Source organism: Actinoallomurus acaciae, assembly GCF_042429965.1.
GTDB lineage: Bacteria > Actinomycetota > Actinomycetes > Streptosporangiales > Streptosporangiaceae > Actinoallomurus > Actinoallomurus acaciae.
On the sequence record NZ_JBHLZP010000187.1, the window covers coordinates 1 to 14,675 of the forward strand.

Annotated in this window: 15 protein-coding genes and 1 pseudogene; 13 read left to right on the forward strand and 3 right to left on the reverse strand. The window is 71.8% G+C overall.

Annotation, left to right across the window (positions count from 1 at the left end):
• Positions 1-231: pseudogene (locus tag ACFFNX_RS23910) on the forward strand (metal-dependent phosphohydrolase); the annotation flags it as partial.
• On the opposite strand, the gene ACFFNX_RS23915 reads toward ACFFNX_RS23910, so the two are convergent.
• Complete coding sequence (locus ACFFNX_RS23915) at positions 185-454, reverse strand: DUF4031 domain-containing protein (RefSeq protein WP_378206334.1); 270 nt, start codon at positions 452-454, stop codon at positions 185-187. The pseudogene ACFFNX_RS23910 and the gene ACFFNX_RS23915 sit on opposite strands and share 47 nt — an antisense overlap.
• 45 nt (positions 455-499) lie before the next feature.
• Here ACFFNX_RS23915 and ACFFNX_RS23920 point away from each other — a divergent pair, with 45 nt between their 5' ends.
• Both ACFFNX_RS23920 and nudC read left to right on the forward strand, forming a co-directional pair.
• Positions 500-1,906, forward strand: a complete 1,407-nt coding sequence (locus ACFFNX_RS23920; protein WP_378206337.1) for a dipeptidase — start codon at positions 500-502, stop codon at positions 1,904-1,906.
• Entirely contained in the window at positions 1,906-2,796 is an 891-nt protein-coding gene (gene nudC / locus ACFFNX_RS23925) for an NAD(+) diphosphatase (protein ID WP_378206376.1), read from the forward strand. Before ACFFNX_RS23920 ends, nudC begins: the two co-directional genes overlap by 1 nt.
• Before the next feature lie 290 nt (positions 2,797-3,086).
• Here the strand turns inward: nudC and ACFFNX_RS23930 are convergent, their stop codons facing one another.
• Entirely contained in the window at positions 3,087-3,284 is a 198-nt protein-coding gene (locus ACFFNX_RS23930) for a DUF5999 family protein (RefSeq protein WP_378206340.1), read from the reverse strand.
• Positions 3,285-3,555: 271 nt separating this feature from the next.
• Between ACFFNX_RS23930 and ACFFNX_RS23935 the strand changes: the two genes are divergently transcribed.
• Complete coding sequence (locus ACFFNX_RS23935) at positions 3,556-3,945, forward strand: response regulator (RefSeq protein WP_378206343.1); 390 nt, start codon at positions 3,556-3,558, stop codon at positions 3,943-3,945.
• 40 nt (positions 3,946-3,985) lie between these two features.
• On the opposite strand, the gene ACFFNX_RS23940 is transcribed toward ACFFNX_RS23935, so the two are convergent.
• Entirely contained in the window at positions 3,986-4,645 is a 660-nt protein-coding gene (locus tag ACFFNX_RS23940; protein ID WP_378206346.1) for a response regulator, read from the reverse strand.
• 142 nt (positions 4,646-4,787) lie between these two features.
• On the opposite strand from ACFFNX_RS23940, the gene ACFFNX_RS23945 reads away from it, so the two are divergent.
• The 9 genes from ACFFNX_RS23945 to ACFFNX_RS23985 all read left to right on the forward strand — a co-directional run bounded on the left by ACFFNX_RS23945 (position 4,788) and on the right by ACFFNX_RS23985 (position 14,582).
• Positions 4,788-6,704, forward strand: coding sequence for a CHASE3 domain-containing protein (locus tag ACFFNX_RS23945; RefSeq protein WP_378206350.1), 1,917 nt, complete (start codon positions 4,788-4,790; stop codon positions 6,702-6,704).
• 51 nt (positions 6,705-6,755) lie between these two features.
• A complete protein-coding gene (locus ACFFNX_RS23950; protein ID WP_378206353.1) occupies positions 6,756-8,498 on the forward strand; it encodes a pyruvate dehydrogenase in 1,743 nt (580 codons plus the stop codon).
• Between the two features lie 96 nt (positions 8,499-8,594).
• Positions 8,595-10,187: an FAD-dependent monooxygenase gene (locus tag ACFFNX_RS23955; RefSeq protein ID WP_378206356.1), complete on the forward strand. Its 1,593-nt coding sequence runs from the start codon at positions 8,595-8,597 to the stop codon at positions 10,185-10,187.
• 195 nt (positions 10,188-10,382) lie between these two features.
• Positions 10,383-11,309: a 1-phosphofructokinase gene (pfkB, locus tag ACFFNX_RS23960; RefSeq protein WP_378206359.1), complete on the forward strand. Its 927-nt coding sequence runs from the start codon at positions 10,383-10,385 to the stop codon at positions 11,307-11,309.
• Positions 11,310-11,338: 29 nt separating this feature from the next.
• Positions 11,339-12,511 (forward strand): mannitol-specific PTS transporter subunit IIC, encoded by a 1,173-nt coding sequence (mtlA, locus tag ACFFNX_RS23965; RefSeq protein WP_378206361.1) that lies wholly within the window; start codon positions 11,339-11,341, stop codon positions 12,509-12,511.
• A gap of 5 nt (positions 12,512-12,516) precedes the next feature.
• Positions 12,517-12,816, forward strand: coding sequence for a PTS sugar transporter subunit IIBC family protein (locus tag ACFFNX_RS23970; RefSeq protein ID WP_378206364.1), 300 nt, complete (start codon positions 12,517-12,519; stop codon positions 12,814-12,816).
• Entirely contained in the window at positions 12,809-13,255 is a 447-nt protein-coding gene (locus ACFFNX_RS23975; RefSeq protein ID WP_378206367.1) for a PTS mannitol transporter subunit IIA, read from the forward strand. The genes ACFFNX_RS23970 and ACFFNX_RS23975 overlap by 8 nt, the downstream gene beginning before the upstream one ends.
• Positions 13,252-14,286: a zinc-dependent dehydrogenase gene (locus tag ACFFNX_RS23980; RefSeq protein WP_378206370.1), complete on the forward strand. Its 1,035-nt coding sequence runs from the start codon at positions 13,252-13,254 to the stop codon at positions 14,284-14,286. The genes ACFFNX_RS23975 and ACFFNX_RS23980 overlap by 4 nt, the downstream gene beginning before the upstream one ends.
• 11 nt (positions 14,287-14,297) lie before the next feature.
• Positions 14,298-14,582 (forward strand): HPr family phosphocarrier protein, encoded by a 285-nt coding sequence (locus tag ACFFNX_RS23985; RefSeq protein WP_378206373.1) that lies wholly within the window; start codon positions 14,298-14,300, stop codon positions 14,580-14,582.
• Positions 14,583-14,675 lie beyond the last annotated feature (93 nt).

Sequence of the window (14,675 nt, forward strand, 5' to 3'; positions counted from 1 at the left end):
CCGGACCGCTACGCGGCGTACGCCGCCGCCGTCCGCGAGGAGTACGCCGCGGTGCCGGACGAGGCCTTCCGCGCCGGCCGCGCGGAGATCCTGCGCGGCCTGCTCGCCCTGCCCGCGCTGTATCGCACGGCGCCCGCACGCGTGCGCTGGGAGGCCGCCGCACGGCACAACGTCGGGACCGAGCTCATGCTCTTGGGGAGTGCTTCCGGCGGCGCAGCCCCGCCCGGATGAGGCGGGCCACCAGCTCCTGTGACCCGATCGGCTCCGCGCCCAGCCGCAGCGCCGGTTCGTACAGGTCGGCGGGCACGTCGTAGTGGTCGCGCTCGAAGGCCCGTGCCGGCATCCCGAGCCGCGCGGCGAAGTCGTGCAGCTCCGCGAACGACAGGTCGCTGACCATGTGGGACCACAACCGTCCGCGGGCGGGCCACAGGGGGCGATCGATGAAGACGGTCACGGCATTAGAGTGCCAGAGACGTCGCACCTGCAAGGAAGCGGTTCAATGGACGTACGCGAATTCATCGAGGCCAACGCGAGCGGCTTCTTCGCCGCGCTCAAGGAGTGGCTCGCGATCCCGTCGATCTCCGGTGACCCCGAACGCCGCGATGACGTGCGGCGCTCCGCGGAATGGCTCGAAGCGCATCTGAGCGAGACCGGATTCCCCGTCGTGGAGATCTGGGAGACCGGCACCCGAGACGCCCCCGGCCTGCCGGCCGTGTTCGCCGAGTGGCCCGCGGCCGATCCCGCCGCGCCGACCGTCGTGGTCTACGGCCACCACGACGTGCAGCCGGTCGAGCCGCTCGCGGAGTGGGAGACCGCGCCGTTCGAGCCGGTCGAGCGGGGCGACCAGATCATCGGCCGCGGCGCGTCCGACGACAAGGGCCAGGTGTTCTTCCACACGCTCGGGCTCAGGGCGAACCTGGCCGCGAACGGCACCACCGCGCCCCCGGTCACGATCAAGATGCTGGTCGAGGGCGAGGAGGAGTCCGGCTCGCCGCACTTCGCCCGGCTCCTGCGCGACCACCGCGACCGGCTGGCCTGCGACGCCGTCGTGATCAGCGACACGACCATGTGGGCCGCCGGCGTGCCGTCCCTGTGCACCGGCATGCGGGGCCTCACCGAGGTCCAGGTCTCGCTGTACGGGCCGTCGGCCGACCTGCACTCCGGATCGTTCGGCGGGGCGGTGCCCAACCCGCTGCACGCGATGGCGTCGCTGCTCGCGGGCCTGCACGACGAGCGGAACCGCGTCACGCTCAAGGGCTTCTACGACGGCGTCGTCGAGCTCACCGACGAGGAGCGGGAGCTGTTCGCGCGGCTGCCGTTCGACGAGGCCGCGTGGCTGGAGACGGCCGGCGGCAGCCGGGCGGCCTTCGGCGAGGAGGGCTTCACCACACTGGAGCGCGTCTGGGCGCGGCCCACCGCCGAGATCAACGGCATGTGGGGTGGCCACACCGGTCCGGGCGGCAAGACGATCGTGCCGCGCGAGGCGCACGCCAAGGTGTCGTTCCGGCTCGTCGCGGGCCAGGACCCGCGGGCGGTGCAGGAGGCGTTCGCGGCCTACGTCGACGAGCACACCCCGCCCGGCGTCGAGTCGCGCGTGGAGTTCCCGAGCGGCGTCGGCGTGCGCCCGTGCTTCTCGCCGATCGACTCCGCGGGCGTGCGGGCGGCCCGGCGGGCGATGGAGCGGGCGTTCGGCACGGAGGTGCTGTTCACCCGTGAGGGCGGCAGCGGCCCCGAGGCCGACCTCGCCGACATCCTGGAGGCTCCGCTGGTGTTCGTCGCGGTCGGGCTCGATGAGGACCGCATCCACGCGCCCAACGAGAAGGTGGAAAAGCCCCTGCTGCTCAAGGGCGCGGAGGCCGCCTCCCACCTCTGGGACGAGTTCGCCCGAGGGCGGGATGCCTCGTGATGGAGACCACGCTCGGCTGGCTGGCGCTCGCCCGCGGAGCGCTCGACCGCGTCGGCGAGCGCCGGCGTGACGACGCCTGGCTCGCGGGGACCTGGACGGACCCCCGCACCCGGGTCATCGTGGTCGAGGAGGGCAGGACGCTCGTACGGCCCGAGCCGGCGCTGGTGTTCGTCCCGCCGGAGCAGGCGCCCGAGGGCGAGCGCTACCTGCTGGGCATCGACGGCGACGAGACCGCCTACTTCGCGGTGTCGGCCCCGCTGCCCGCGATCGAGGGCACCGAGCCGGCGGGCCTGCGCGCGGTCGGTGCGCGGCTCAGCGACCGCGACGCCGGCCTGCTCACCCAGGCCGTCGCGCTGCAGAACTGGCATCAGACCCACGCGCACTGCCCGCGCTGCGGCGCCGTCACGACGCCCGCGTCCGCAGGGCACACCCGGGTCTGCACGGTCGACGGCTCGGAGCACTTCCCCCGTACGGACCCGGCAGTGATCATGCTGGTCCACGACGACGAGCGGATGCTGCTGGCGAGCAGCCACAAGTGGCCGGCGCGACGGATGTCGATCCTGGCCGGGTTCGTCGAGCCGGGAGAGTCGCTGGAGCAGGCCGTGGCCCGCGAGGTCCGTGAGGAGGTCGGGGTCGAGGTGCACGACTGCCGTTACCTCGGCAGCCAGCCGTGGCCCCTGCCCCGCAGCCTCATGCTGGGATTCTTCGCCCGTGCGCACGACGGCCAGGACCTGCGGGTGGACGGCGAGGAGATCAAGAGCGCCCGCTGGTTCACCCGGGCGGAGCTGCGGGCCGCCACGGAGTCCGGGGAGCTGGGGTTGCCGGGCCGGATCTCGATCGCCCGGCAGCTCATCGAGCGCTGGTACGGCGACGAGTTGCCCGGCGACTGAGGACGGGCGACCCGCCGCCGCGCGAGGGAGCGGGATCCGGCCGTACGGCCTGGTCGACGGGGGCCAACGTCGCCAGACCGCACGGCGGTCCGTTCGGCCTGGGGGACGGCCGTGGGGGAGTACGGGCTCGGCCCGGGGCCGGCCGTTCAGTAAGGGAGCGGACGGCCGGACGGGGAGCGAAGGTCGAGCTCGGGGATCCTGATGTCGCGCGGCCGCCTGACCGTGACGCGGATGCGGCGCATAGGGCGGTCCTTTGCTCGTTCTGGTACTCGTTCTGGGGCGGGTGGGGCTCAGGCGGCCGGCGTCAGCGGACGGGCCCGGTGGGGCGAGACGGTGTGTCCATCAGGGAACAGCTCGCCAGTGTCATCGAAGACCACGACACCGTTGCAGAGCAGGCTCCAGCCCTGCTCCGGGTGCGCGGAGACGACGCGTGCCGCGGTGTGGTCCTCGGCAGTGGCTTCGGGGCACTGCGGCCAGTGCTGGCACATGACGCCTCCTCCTCTCACGGCTGGTTTTCCGGTTATGCCTCCACAATCGCGCCTCCGGCGCGCCGTGTCTGCGCCGCCACCCACCATTCGCCTGTCCTGCCAGCGCCAGTGCCCACCCCCCTGCTAGCCGGTACAGGGCCGACCCCGCGCCACCGGACGCGGCTCTGAACTGGCCTTTCGCGGGTTCTCCAGTGGCGCCCGGTCAGCGGTAGGGCCTATATTCCGGTTAGCGGCAATGCGTATTCGGCCATCGGTTCGTCAGACTGGGGTCATGGACATGCGCTGTCTGATCGTTGACGACAACGACCGGTTCCTCGAGACCGCCCGTGGTGTTCTCGAGCGGGACGGCATCGATGTCGTCGGTGTTGCGTCAGGCGGCCAGGAGGCGCTTGAGAAGGTCGGTGAACTCCGCCCGACCGTCGCCCTCGTCGACGTGTGCCTCGGCGACGAATGCGGCGTCGAGCTCGCCGGTCTGCTCATCGACAAGTCGCCCGCCAAACCGGTCGTGATCTTGATCTCCACCTATCCGGCGGACGATTTCGCCGACATCGTCGCCGGCAGCGCCGCCCTGGGCTTCCTGCCCAAGTCGGAGCTGTCCGGTCCGGCGATCCGCAAGATGATCAGCGAGATCGACCCGACCGCCTCCCACCAGCCCGGCTAGGGCAGGTAGCACGTCCGGAACCCATCACCGAGCGTGGTGGTCAACGGTTGTCCAGGAAGGTGATCACGGCGAGCACACGCCGGTGATCATCCTCGGTCTCCGGCAGCTGCATCCGCGCCAGGATGCTGCGCACGTGCTTCTCCACCGTGCCCTCGGTGATCCACAGGCGGTTGGCGATCCCGGCGTTCGACCGGCCCTCGGCCATCAGCGTGAGCACCTCGCGCTCGCGTTCGGTCAGGCCCTCCAGGGGGTCGTCCTTGTGGCGGGCGGTCAGGAGCTCCTGGACCAGCCCCGGGTCGACCACGGAGCCGCCCTGGGCGATCCGCTCCACCGTCTCGATGAACTCCCGGACCTCGGTGACCCGGCTTTTCAGCAGGTAGCCGACCCGCTGGCCGGCCGCGAGCAGCTCGGTCGCCTGGTCGACCTCGACGTGCGCCGACAGCAGGAGGATCCCGATCTCGGGGAACTCCTGGCGGATCACCTGAGCCGCGTCCAGCCCCTCGGTCTCATACGCCGGAGGCATGCGAATGTCGACGATGGCGACATCGGGCCGGTGCTCGCGCACGGCGGCGATGAGCTCCTCGCCGTCGCCCGCCTGCGCGACGATCTCGAACCCCGACCGTTCGAGGAGACTCGCGAGCCCCGCACGGAGCAGCACGTCGTCTTCGGCCAGGGCGATCCGCGCCTTACGTTCGACCATCACTCTCCTCCGCACGTAGAGTGATTCCACACCAACCCTAATCTCATTATCGGCCAGTATTCGCTGGTCGAGAGGATGAGCAGTGACCGGATGGACGTCCCCGTCGTCGAGGGCCGTCGCTCCAGGGGGACTGAGCCGGCGGATGATCATCGCGACCACGCTGTTCGCGATCTTGATGGCCGCGACGTTCCTGCTCCTCGCCGGGGCGATCGCCGGGCTGCGCCACGCGGCGACGCTGTCGGGCCGGTCGGAGGACGTGCTCGCCGCCTCGAACCGCCTCGAACGGCTCATCGTGGAGATGCAGTCGGGCGCGCGCGGGTATGAGATCACCCGCAACGAGATCTTCCTGCGGCCCTGGAAGGCCGCCCGCGCCGCCCTTCCCGCCGAGACGGCGGAGTTCCGGCGCCTGGCCGCCGAGATCAACACCGACCAGGCGAAACGCGCCGACACGATCGCGCGCGCCGCGACGTCCTACCTCGACGACTTCTCGGTTCCGCTCGTGACCGCGTTGCAAGAGGGGCGGCAGCCGAGCCTGCCACCCGCCCAGGCGGTTTCGGAGGGACAACGGCGTGTCGCGGCTCTACGCTCCGACTTCGACCGTTTCGTGAGCGTCCAGAGCTCGCTCACCACTCGGTACGAACAGCGTTCGATGAAGGCGTCACGGCGTGCCATGGCCGCGGCGGGCGCGGCGGCGGTGAGCTCGATCGCGCTGGCCCTGCTCTTCACCTCGTACCTGACACGCGCCCTGGTGCGGCCGGTGCGCCGCGCGTCGATCATGGCGGCCGATCTGGCCCGCGGAGAGCTGGGCGTCCGCATGCCCGAGACGTCGCTCGGCGAGATCGGCCTGCTCGAGCGCAGGTTCAACACGATGGCGCACTCGCTGGAGACGAGCCACCACAAGCTCTGCCGGATCGCCGAGGAGCAGGCGGCGCTGCGCCGCGTGGCCACTCTCGTGGCGCGCGCGGTCTCCCCGCACGAGACGTTCGGGACGGTCGCCGCCGAGCTCGGCCGCATCCTGGGCGCGGACTTCGTCGTGATCAGCCGCTTCGAGCCCGACCGGATGGAGACGGTGGTCGGGTCCTGGAAGGCGGAAGAGCGCGCCGAGGCCGCTCCGCCCGTCGGTTCGAGCTGGTCGCTGGAGGGCCGGAGCCTGGAGTCATCGGTGGCGCGGACCGGCCGCCCGGCCCGCATGACCGACTACCAGCGCGCCACCAGCGGCATCGGTGTCTGGGCGCGGACGCGCGGGGTCAGGTCCGGGACCGGCTGTCCCGTGGTCGTCGAGGGACGCCTGTGGGGCGTGGTGATCGCGTTCACGACGGCGGAGGAACCCCAGCCCGAGGGCATCGAGGCCCGCATGATCGACTACACCGAGCTGGTCGGCACCGCGATCGCCAACGCCGAGAGCCGGGCCAAGCTCACCGCCGCCCGTGCCCGGCTGGTGGCCGCCTCCGACGAGACCCGCCGCCGGATCGAGCGCGACCTGCACGACGGCGCCCAGCAGCGGCTCGTGTCCCTGGGCCTGGAGCTGCGCGCGGCGGAGACGAGCGTCCCCGACGGCCAGAGCGTGCTCAGCGAGCGGCTCTCCACGACCGCCGAGGGGCTCTCCGACGTACTGGAGGACCTGCAGGAGATCTCCCGCGGCCTGCACCCGGCGATCCTGTCCAAGGGCGGCCTGCGACCCGCCATCAAGGCGCTCGCCCGCCGGGCCGGGGTGCCGGTCGAGCTGGATCTGAACGTCGACCGGCGCTTCGACGAGCGGCTCGAGGTGGCCGTCTACTACATCGTCGCGGAGGCGGTGGCGAACGCGACCGAGCACGCGTCCGCGTCCTTCGTACGGATCCGGCTCGACGCCGGCGACGACGAGATCGGCCTGCGCGTGGAGGATGACGGGAACGCCGGAACGACCCCCGGTCCCGGCGATCCGGGCATCATCGGCCTGAAGGACCGCGTCGAGGCGCTCGGCGGCACGGTCGGGGTCGAGAGCCCGAGCGCCGCGGGCACCGCGCTCGTCATACGGATCCCCCTCTGGCCGGGCCGTTCGTCCCGATACGGGGCGTGACCGCCCGGGTATGAGGTCGGTGCGGCCGTCGCCGAGCGGGGGGACTCACGAATGGCCAGGCAGAGCATTGGCGATCAGGTCGCCGTCACCCTCGTGCGCGCGGGGGTCGAGCGCGTCTACGGCATCGTCGGCGACAGCCTCAACCCGGTCACCGACGCCATCCGGCGTACGCCCGGCATCGACTGGGTCCAGGTACGGCACGAGGAGGCCGGCGCCTTCGCCGCGGGCGCGGAGGCCCAGATCACCGGCCGTCTCGCGGCATGCGCCGGCAGCGCCGGGCCCGGCAACCTGCACCTGATCAACGGCCTGTACGACGCGCACCGCAGCATGGCGCCGGTCGTGGCGATCGCCGCCCACATCCCCGGCAGCGAGATCGGCACCGGGTACTTCCAGGAGACCCATCCCGACCGGCTGTTCGCCGGGTGCAGCCACTACTCCGAGCTGATCTCCAGTCCCGGGCAGATGCCGCGTGTCCTGCAGACCGCGATCCAGCACGCCGTCGGGCAGTCGGGCGTCGCGGTGGTGTGCCTGCCGGGTGACGTCGCGGCGATGGACGCCCCGGCGGGAGCCGCCCAGCTCGCGCTCGTCACCCACCGCCCGGCGATCCGCCCGGCCGACGAGAAGATCGCCGCGCTCACCCGGATGATCGATGACGCCGAACGCGTCACGCTGTTCTGCGGCAGCGGCACGGCGGGGGCCCACGACGAGGTGATGGCGCTGGCCGGACGCCTCAAGGCGCCGGTCGCCCACGCGCTGCGCGGCAAGGAGTGGATCCAGTACGACAACCCGTTCGACGTGGGCATGTCCGGCCTGCTCGGCTACGGCGCGGCGTACGAGGCGATGCACGAGGCGGACCTGCTGCTCATGCTCGGCACGGACTTCCCGTACAACAGGTTCCTGCCCGACGACGTGAAGATCGCCCAGGTCGACGTGCGGCCCGAGCACCTGGGCCGCCGCTGCCGGCTGGACCTGGCCGTGTGGGGCGACGCGCGTGAGACGCTGCGCGCGGTGCTCCCGCTCGTACGGGAGAAGCCCGGCCGACGCTTCCTCGACCGCATGCTGAAGCGGCACGCGGAGGCGCTGGAGGGCGCCGTCGCGGCCTACACACGGGGCGTCGAGCGGCACACCCCGATCCACCCGGAGTACGTCGCGTCGGTGCTGGACGAGGAGGCGGCCGACGACTCGGTGTTCACCGTGGACACGGGCATGTGCAACGTGTGGGCCGCGCGTTATCTGTCCCCGAACGGCCGTCGCCGCGTCATCGGCTCCTTCAGCCACGGTTCGATGGCCAACGCCCTGCCGCAGGCGATCGGCGCGCAGCTCGCCGCGCCGGGGCGGCAGATCGTCTCGATGTCGGGGGACGGCGGCCTCTCGATGCTCATGGGCGACCTGCTGACGGTGATCGGCCGGCGGCTGCCCGTCAAGATCGTTCTGTTCGACAACTCATCGCTGGCAATGGTCGACCTGGAGATGATGGTCGCGGGCGTGCCGCCGTACGGGACGGGCTACCCGGCCACCGACTACGCGGCGATCGCCCGCGCGGCCGGGGCGCACGGGCTTCGCGTGGAGGACCCGCGCGACGTCCGCGAGGCGCTGCGGGAGGCGTTCCGGCACGACGGCCCGGCGCTCGTGGACGTCGTCACCGACCCGGCCGCCCTGTCCATCCCGCCGCGCATCACGGGGGAGCAGCTGACGGGCTTCGCCCTGTCGGCGAGCAAGATGGTGATCAACGGTGGTGTCGGCCGCATGCTGCAGCTCGCCCGCTCCAACCTCCGCAACATCCCCCGCCCCTGAGCCCCCTTCACCGGAGACATTTCGAGATATGACTTGACTATTCTCTCGCTTTTAGAGCAACCTTAGCTCGCGTCATTACTTGATGGGAGCTTCGACATGTCACAGCGTCACACCCCGGTCCTGATCGTCGGCGGTGCCCTGACCGGTCTGTCCACCGCGGTCTTCCTGGCCTGGCACGGCGTCCCCTGCGTGCTGGTCGAGCGACACCCGGACCTGCTGATCCACCCGCGGCTGCGCGGAGTGAACCCCCGGACGATGGAGCTGTTCCGCCAGGTCGGCGTGGAGTCCGCGATCAAGGACGCCTGTTTCGCGAGCGGCGAGGGCTACACCTGGATGCCGGTGATCGCGCAGACCCTGGCCGACGAGCGGTATGTCAGCCCGGATGAGCCGAACGAGGGGTTCGACGGGGACGCCGGTCCGTGTTCGTACGGCCCGATCGACCAGGACCGGCTGGAGATCCTGCTGCGCGCGCGGGCCGAGGAGCTCGGTGCCGACCTCCGGTTCTCCACCGAGCTGACCGGCTTCCGCGCGGACGCGGACGGGGTCACCGCCACGGTCGCCGACCTGCGCGACGGTTCGGCCGAGACGATCCGCGCCGACTACCTGATCGCCGCCGACGGCGTCTCCAGCCCGATCCGAGAGCGGCTCGGCGTGCCGGTCGAGGGTCCCGGCGTGCTGTTCCACACGATCACCGTGATGGCCGACGCGGATCTCACGCCGGCGCTGCGCGGGCGGCCGGTCAGCATCGCCTACCTGAACCACCCGCGGCCCGGCACCGTCCTGATGGCCCACGACGACGCCGGGAAGCGCTGGATCCTCGGCGTGGGCTACTCGCCCGAGCACGAGTCGCCCGCCGACTACCCGCCCGAGCGTTGCGCCGGCCTCCTGCGCGAGGCGGCCGGGCTGCCGGACGTGGAGGTGACGTTGCGCCCGCAGATCCCGGGCACCGACGTGACCGTCCTGGGGTTCCCGATCGGCGCGCAGCTCGCCCGCGACTACCGGGTGGGCCGGATCCTCATCGCGGGCGACGCCGCCCACATCGTCCCGCCGACCGGTGGTCTGGGCGGCAACACCTGTGTGCAGGACGCGCACAACCTCGCCTGGAAGCTCGCCGCCGTGATTGGCGGTCAGGCGGGCCCGGCCCTGCTCGACACCTACCACGCCGAACGCCACGCGGTCGGGGCTCGCACGCTCCGTCAGGCGCAGGCCATGGCCGGCGGCCGGATGGGCCTGCCGGCCGGTGAGGAGCCCGAGCTGATCGACATGAGCGCGATGGTCTTCGGCTACGGCTACCGGTCCGCGGCGGTCGAGGGCGGGGAGGACCGGGTGCCGTTGCGCCCCCGCGAGCTGCGCGGGCAGCCGGGCCACCGCGCGCCGCACGTGCCGGTGACCCTGGCCGGACGGCCGATCTCCACCCTCGACCTGTACGGGCGGCGGTGGGTGCTGCTGTCCGGCTCGGCCGCCACCTGGCCGGAGGCCGCCGAGGAGGCCGGGCGGGAGCTGGGCCTGCCGATCGACGTCCACCGGTTCGGCAAGGACCTCGACGGCGACGACCTCGAGGCGCGCCACGGCATCGGACCGGAGGGCGCCCTGCTCGTACGGCCGGACGGCTTCGTCGCCTGGCGTGGCGACGGGGCCGCCTCCGGTGCGGCGCTCACCGGCGTGCTGCGCCGGCTGCTCTGCCGCTGACGTCCGTACGGACACCCCGACCCCGCGACTCCCACGCCCGAATGTGTGGGTCGCGGGGTCTTGCTATTGACGCCCGGACCCATATGGGCGTAAACAAATGGAAACCAAAAAGAAACGGCGGTGAAGCAACACGATGTGCGCCGAGGGAAGACATCGGGCGGCACGGCGCTGTGCGGGTGCGGCATGATTGTCACGTTGACGCTCAACCCCAGTCTGGACCGGACCATCGAGGTGGACCGGCTCGTCCGCGGCACGATGACGCGGGCGACGTCGGCGCGGCTCGACCCCGGAGGCAAAGGGGTGAACGTCTCGCGCGCCCTGCTCGCCAACCAGGTGCCCTCGGTCGCGGTGCTGCCCGTGGGCGGTGCCGACGGTGAGCAGCTCGTACGCCTCCTGGAGGCCGACGGGATCCCGCTGAGCGCGGTCCCGGTCGCCGGTCGCACCCGATCCAACGTGACGATCGCCGAGCCCGACGGCACGGTCACCAAGCTGAACGAGCCCGGCGAGCCGCTGTCCGGCGCCGAGCTCGGCGCGGTCGCCGACGCGGTGCTCGCCGCGACCGAGTCGGCGAGCTGGGTCGTGACGTGCGGCAGCCTGCCCCCGGGAGTGCCCGCGGGGATCTATGCCCAGATGTGTGAGTTCTTCACACAGGCGGGCGTGCAGGTCGCCGTCGACGCGAGCGGCCCGGCGCTGCTGGCCGCGGTCGAGGCCTCCCCGGTCCTGATCAAGCCCAACCGGGAGGAGCTCGCCGAGGCCGTCGGCCATCCGGTCGACAGCGTCGGCGACGCGGTCGAGGCGGCACAGGCCCTGCGCGAACGCGGGGCCGGCACCGTGCTCGCCAGTCTCGGCGCCGACGGCGCCGTGCTGGTCGAGGACGACGGAGTCACCATCGGCGAGGCGCCGGTCGCCGCGGCGAGGAGCACGGTCGGGGCCGGAGACGCCCTGCTCGCCGGGTTCCTGGCCGCGGGCGCTCGGGGGAGCGCGGCACTCGCCGAAGGGCTGGCGTGGGGGGCCGCCGCGGTGCGCCTGCCCGCCAGCCGCATGCCGCGGCCGGGGGACATCCGGCGCGACATCGTTCACATCCACGCGCGGCCGGACCTCGGCCGATCACTCATCGCCTAGATTCCCGAACCCCCTAAGGGAGGCCCTCCATGGCCACTCCATACACACCACAGATCACCGGGCAAGGGCCCAAGGCCCAGATCCAGAGACTCGGCGGGCATCTCGCCGGCATGGTGATGCCGAACATCGCGGCCTTCATCGCCTGGGGTCTGATCACCGCGTTGTTCATCCCGACCGGCTGGCTGCCCAACAAGGAGTTCGGCGCCCTGGTCGACCCGACCATCAACGTGCTGTTGCCCGTGCTGATCGGGTACACGGGCGGCCGGATGGTGCACGGCCAGCGCGGCGCCGTGGTCGGCGCGGTCGCCACCATCGGGGTCGTGGTGGGCGCGGGCATCCCGATGTTCCTCGGCGCGATGGTCATGGGTCCGCTCACCGCGTACGTGCTCAAGCTCGTCGACGGCTACATCCAGGACCGCACCAAGCCCGGGTTCGAGATGTTGGTGGACAACTTCTCCGCCGGCATCATCGGCGGCGCGGCGGCGGTGTTCGGCAACTGGGGGATCAAGCCGATCGTCACGCACGTGACCGACGTCGCGGGCAACGGCGTCGAATGGCTGATCCACCACCACCTCCTGCCGCTCGCCTCGGTGCTGGTGGAGCCGGCCAAGGTGCTGTTCCTCAACAACGCCGTCAACCACGGCGTCCTGGGCCCGCTGGGTGTCGCCGAGGCGGCCAAGCACGGCAAGTCGATCATGTTCATGATCGAGTCCAACCCCGGCCCCGGCCTCGGCGTGCTGGCCGCCTACCTGCTGTTCGGCCCGCGATCCCTGCGCCCGAGCGTGCCGGCCGCGATGGTCATCCAGTTCCTGGGCGGCATCCACGAGATCTACTTCCCGTACATCCTGATGAAGCCGCGCCTGATCCTCGCCTCGATGGCCGGCGGCGCGGCGGGCATCGGTACATTCATGATCACCAACGCCGGCCTGGTCGCCACCCCGTCCCCGGGCAGCATCTTCGCCTACGCCGCGGAGACCCCGCGAGGCGGATACTTCGGGGTCTTCCTCGGCGTCCTGATCGCCGCGGCGGTCTCCTTCGCGGTCGGCTCGGTCCTGCTCGGCTTCGGCCGCCTCAACGGGGACGATGAGTCCGAACCGGAGCCCGACGCCGCGGCGGGCGAGACGCCCGCGGCGGAGACCACGACCGACGAGACGAAGAGCGACGAGGCCCCGGCCCCCGAGACCGCACCCCACGGAGCGTGATTCAGATGAACGGCAAAGACGTCCACAAGATCATCGTCGCCTGCGACGCCGGCATGGGCAGCAGCGTCATGCTCGCCAGCCAGCTGCGCAAGGAGCTGAGGAAGTACTCGGTCACGGTCGAGCACACCCCGGTCAACTCGATCCCGGACGACGCCGACGTCGTCGTCTGTCACCAGGGACTCGCCGACCGCGCGGCCGCGGGCGCCGGCGGCAAGCCGATCGTGAAGTTCCAGGTCTTCCTCGGCGACCCCGCGGTGACCAAGCTCGTCACCGCGATCAAGAACGGTGGAGAGATCAGTGCCTGATCTGCTCGACCGTCGCGCCGTGCGGCTCGACGCGGCGGCCACCGGTCGCGACGACGCCATCCGCCAGTGCGGAGAGGCGCTCGTCGTGGCCGGTGCCGTCGAGCCGTCCTACGTCGACACGATGCTCGAGCGTGAGCGGTCCGTGTCGACGTACGTCGGCGAGGGCGTCGCGATCCCGCACGGCACCCTGAACGGCAAGGACGCGGTACGGCACGACGCGGTCTCCTTCGTCCGCTTCCCCGACGGCGTCGCCTGGGGCGAGGAGCGGGTGGTGCTGTGCATCGGCATCGCCGCGCGCGGCGACGGTCACGTACGCCTGCTGTCCGAACTGGCCCAGATCCTGCTCGACCCGGACCGGGCACGCGCCCTCCGTGAGACGAACGACATCGATGAAGTGGTCCGGCTGCTGCAGCCGGCCGGAGAAGAGGAACCAGCGTGAAGGTCGCCCGCTTCTACTCACCCGGAGACATCCGCGTCGAGGACGCACCGGAGCCGTCTCCCGGCCCCGGGGACGTCAAGATCAGGGTGCGCAACTGTTCGACCTGCGGCACCGACGTGAAGATCTCCAAGTTCGGCCACCACCACATCCGGCCGCCGCGGGTCATGGGCCATGAGATCGCCGGCGAGGTGGTCGAGCTCGGCGAGGGCGTGACCGGCTGGAACCCCGGCGACCGGGTCCAGGTCATCGCGGCGATCCCGGACGGCACCTGCGAGGAGTGCCGCCGCGGCCGGATGACCGTGTGCCCGAACCAGGAGTCGATGGGGTACCACTACGACGGCGGCTTCGCCGAGTACACCATCGTGCCGGCCAAGGTGCTCGCCGTCGACGGGCTCAACCGGCTCCCCGACGGCATCGGGTTCGACGAGGCGTCGGTGGCCGAGCCGCTCGCCTGCGTGCTCAACGGCCAGGAGCTCGCGCGCATCGGCGAGGGCGACGACGTCGTGATCATGGGTGCCGGCCCGATCGGCTGCCTGCACGTACGCCTGGCCCGCGCCCGCGGCGCCGCCCGCGTCTTCCTCGCCGACATCAACCCCGACCGGCTCGCCATGTCCGCCGACCGGGTGAAGCCGGACGCCGCGCTTCATGGCACCGACCTGGTCGACCAGGTCATGAAGCTGACGGACGGGCGGGGCGCCGACGCCATCATCACCGCCGCCGCCTCCGGCGCCGCGCAGGAGCAGGCGCTCCAGATGGCCGCCCGGCAGGGCCGGATCAGCTTCTTCGGCGGACTGCCCAAGGACAACCCGGTCATCGCCTGCGACTCCAACCTCGTCCACTACCGGGAGCTGACCATCGTGGGCGCGAACGGCTCCAGCCCGGCGCACAACGCCCGTGCCCTGGAGCTCATCGCCTCCGGCGCGGTCCCCGTGGCCGATCTGATCACCCACCGCCTGCCGCTCGCGGACGTGCTCGAGGGCATCGACATCGTGGCCCGCGGCACCGCCATCAAGGTCACCATCGAACCCTGACGGGAGTAGACATGTCGATGCGAACCGTGGTCATCGCGTCCCGTACGGGCCTGCACGCCCGGCCCGCGGCGCTGTTCGTGAAGGCCGCCTCCCAGCAGAGCGTCCCGGTCAAGATCCGGGTCGGCGAGGGCAAGGCCGTACCGGCCGCCAGCATGCTCGCCGTCCTGTCGCTCGGCGCCGGGCACGGCACGGAGGTCACCCTGGAGGCCGACGGGCCGGGCGCCGACGAGGCGCTCGACTCCCTGGCGGCCCTGCTCGCCCGCGACCTGGACGCGGAGGAAACGAGCGATGCCTGACACGCTGCGGGGCATCGGCGTCAGCCCGGGCCTCGCGGCCGGACCCGTCGCGCGGATGAGCCCGCCGCCGTTGCTGCCGGAGCGGCGCGCCGT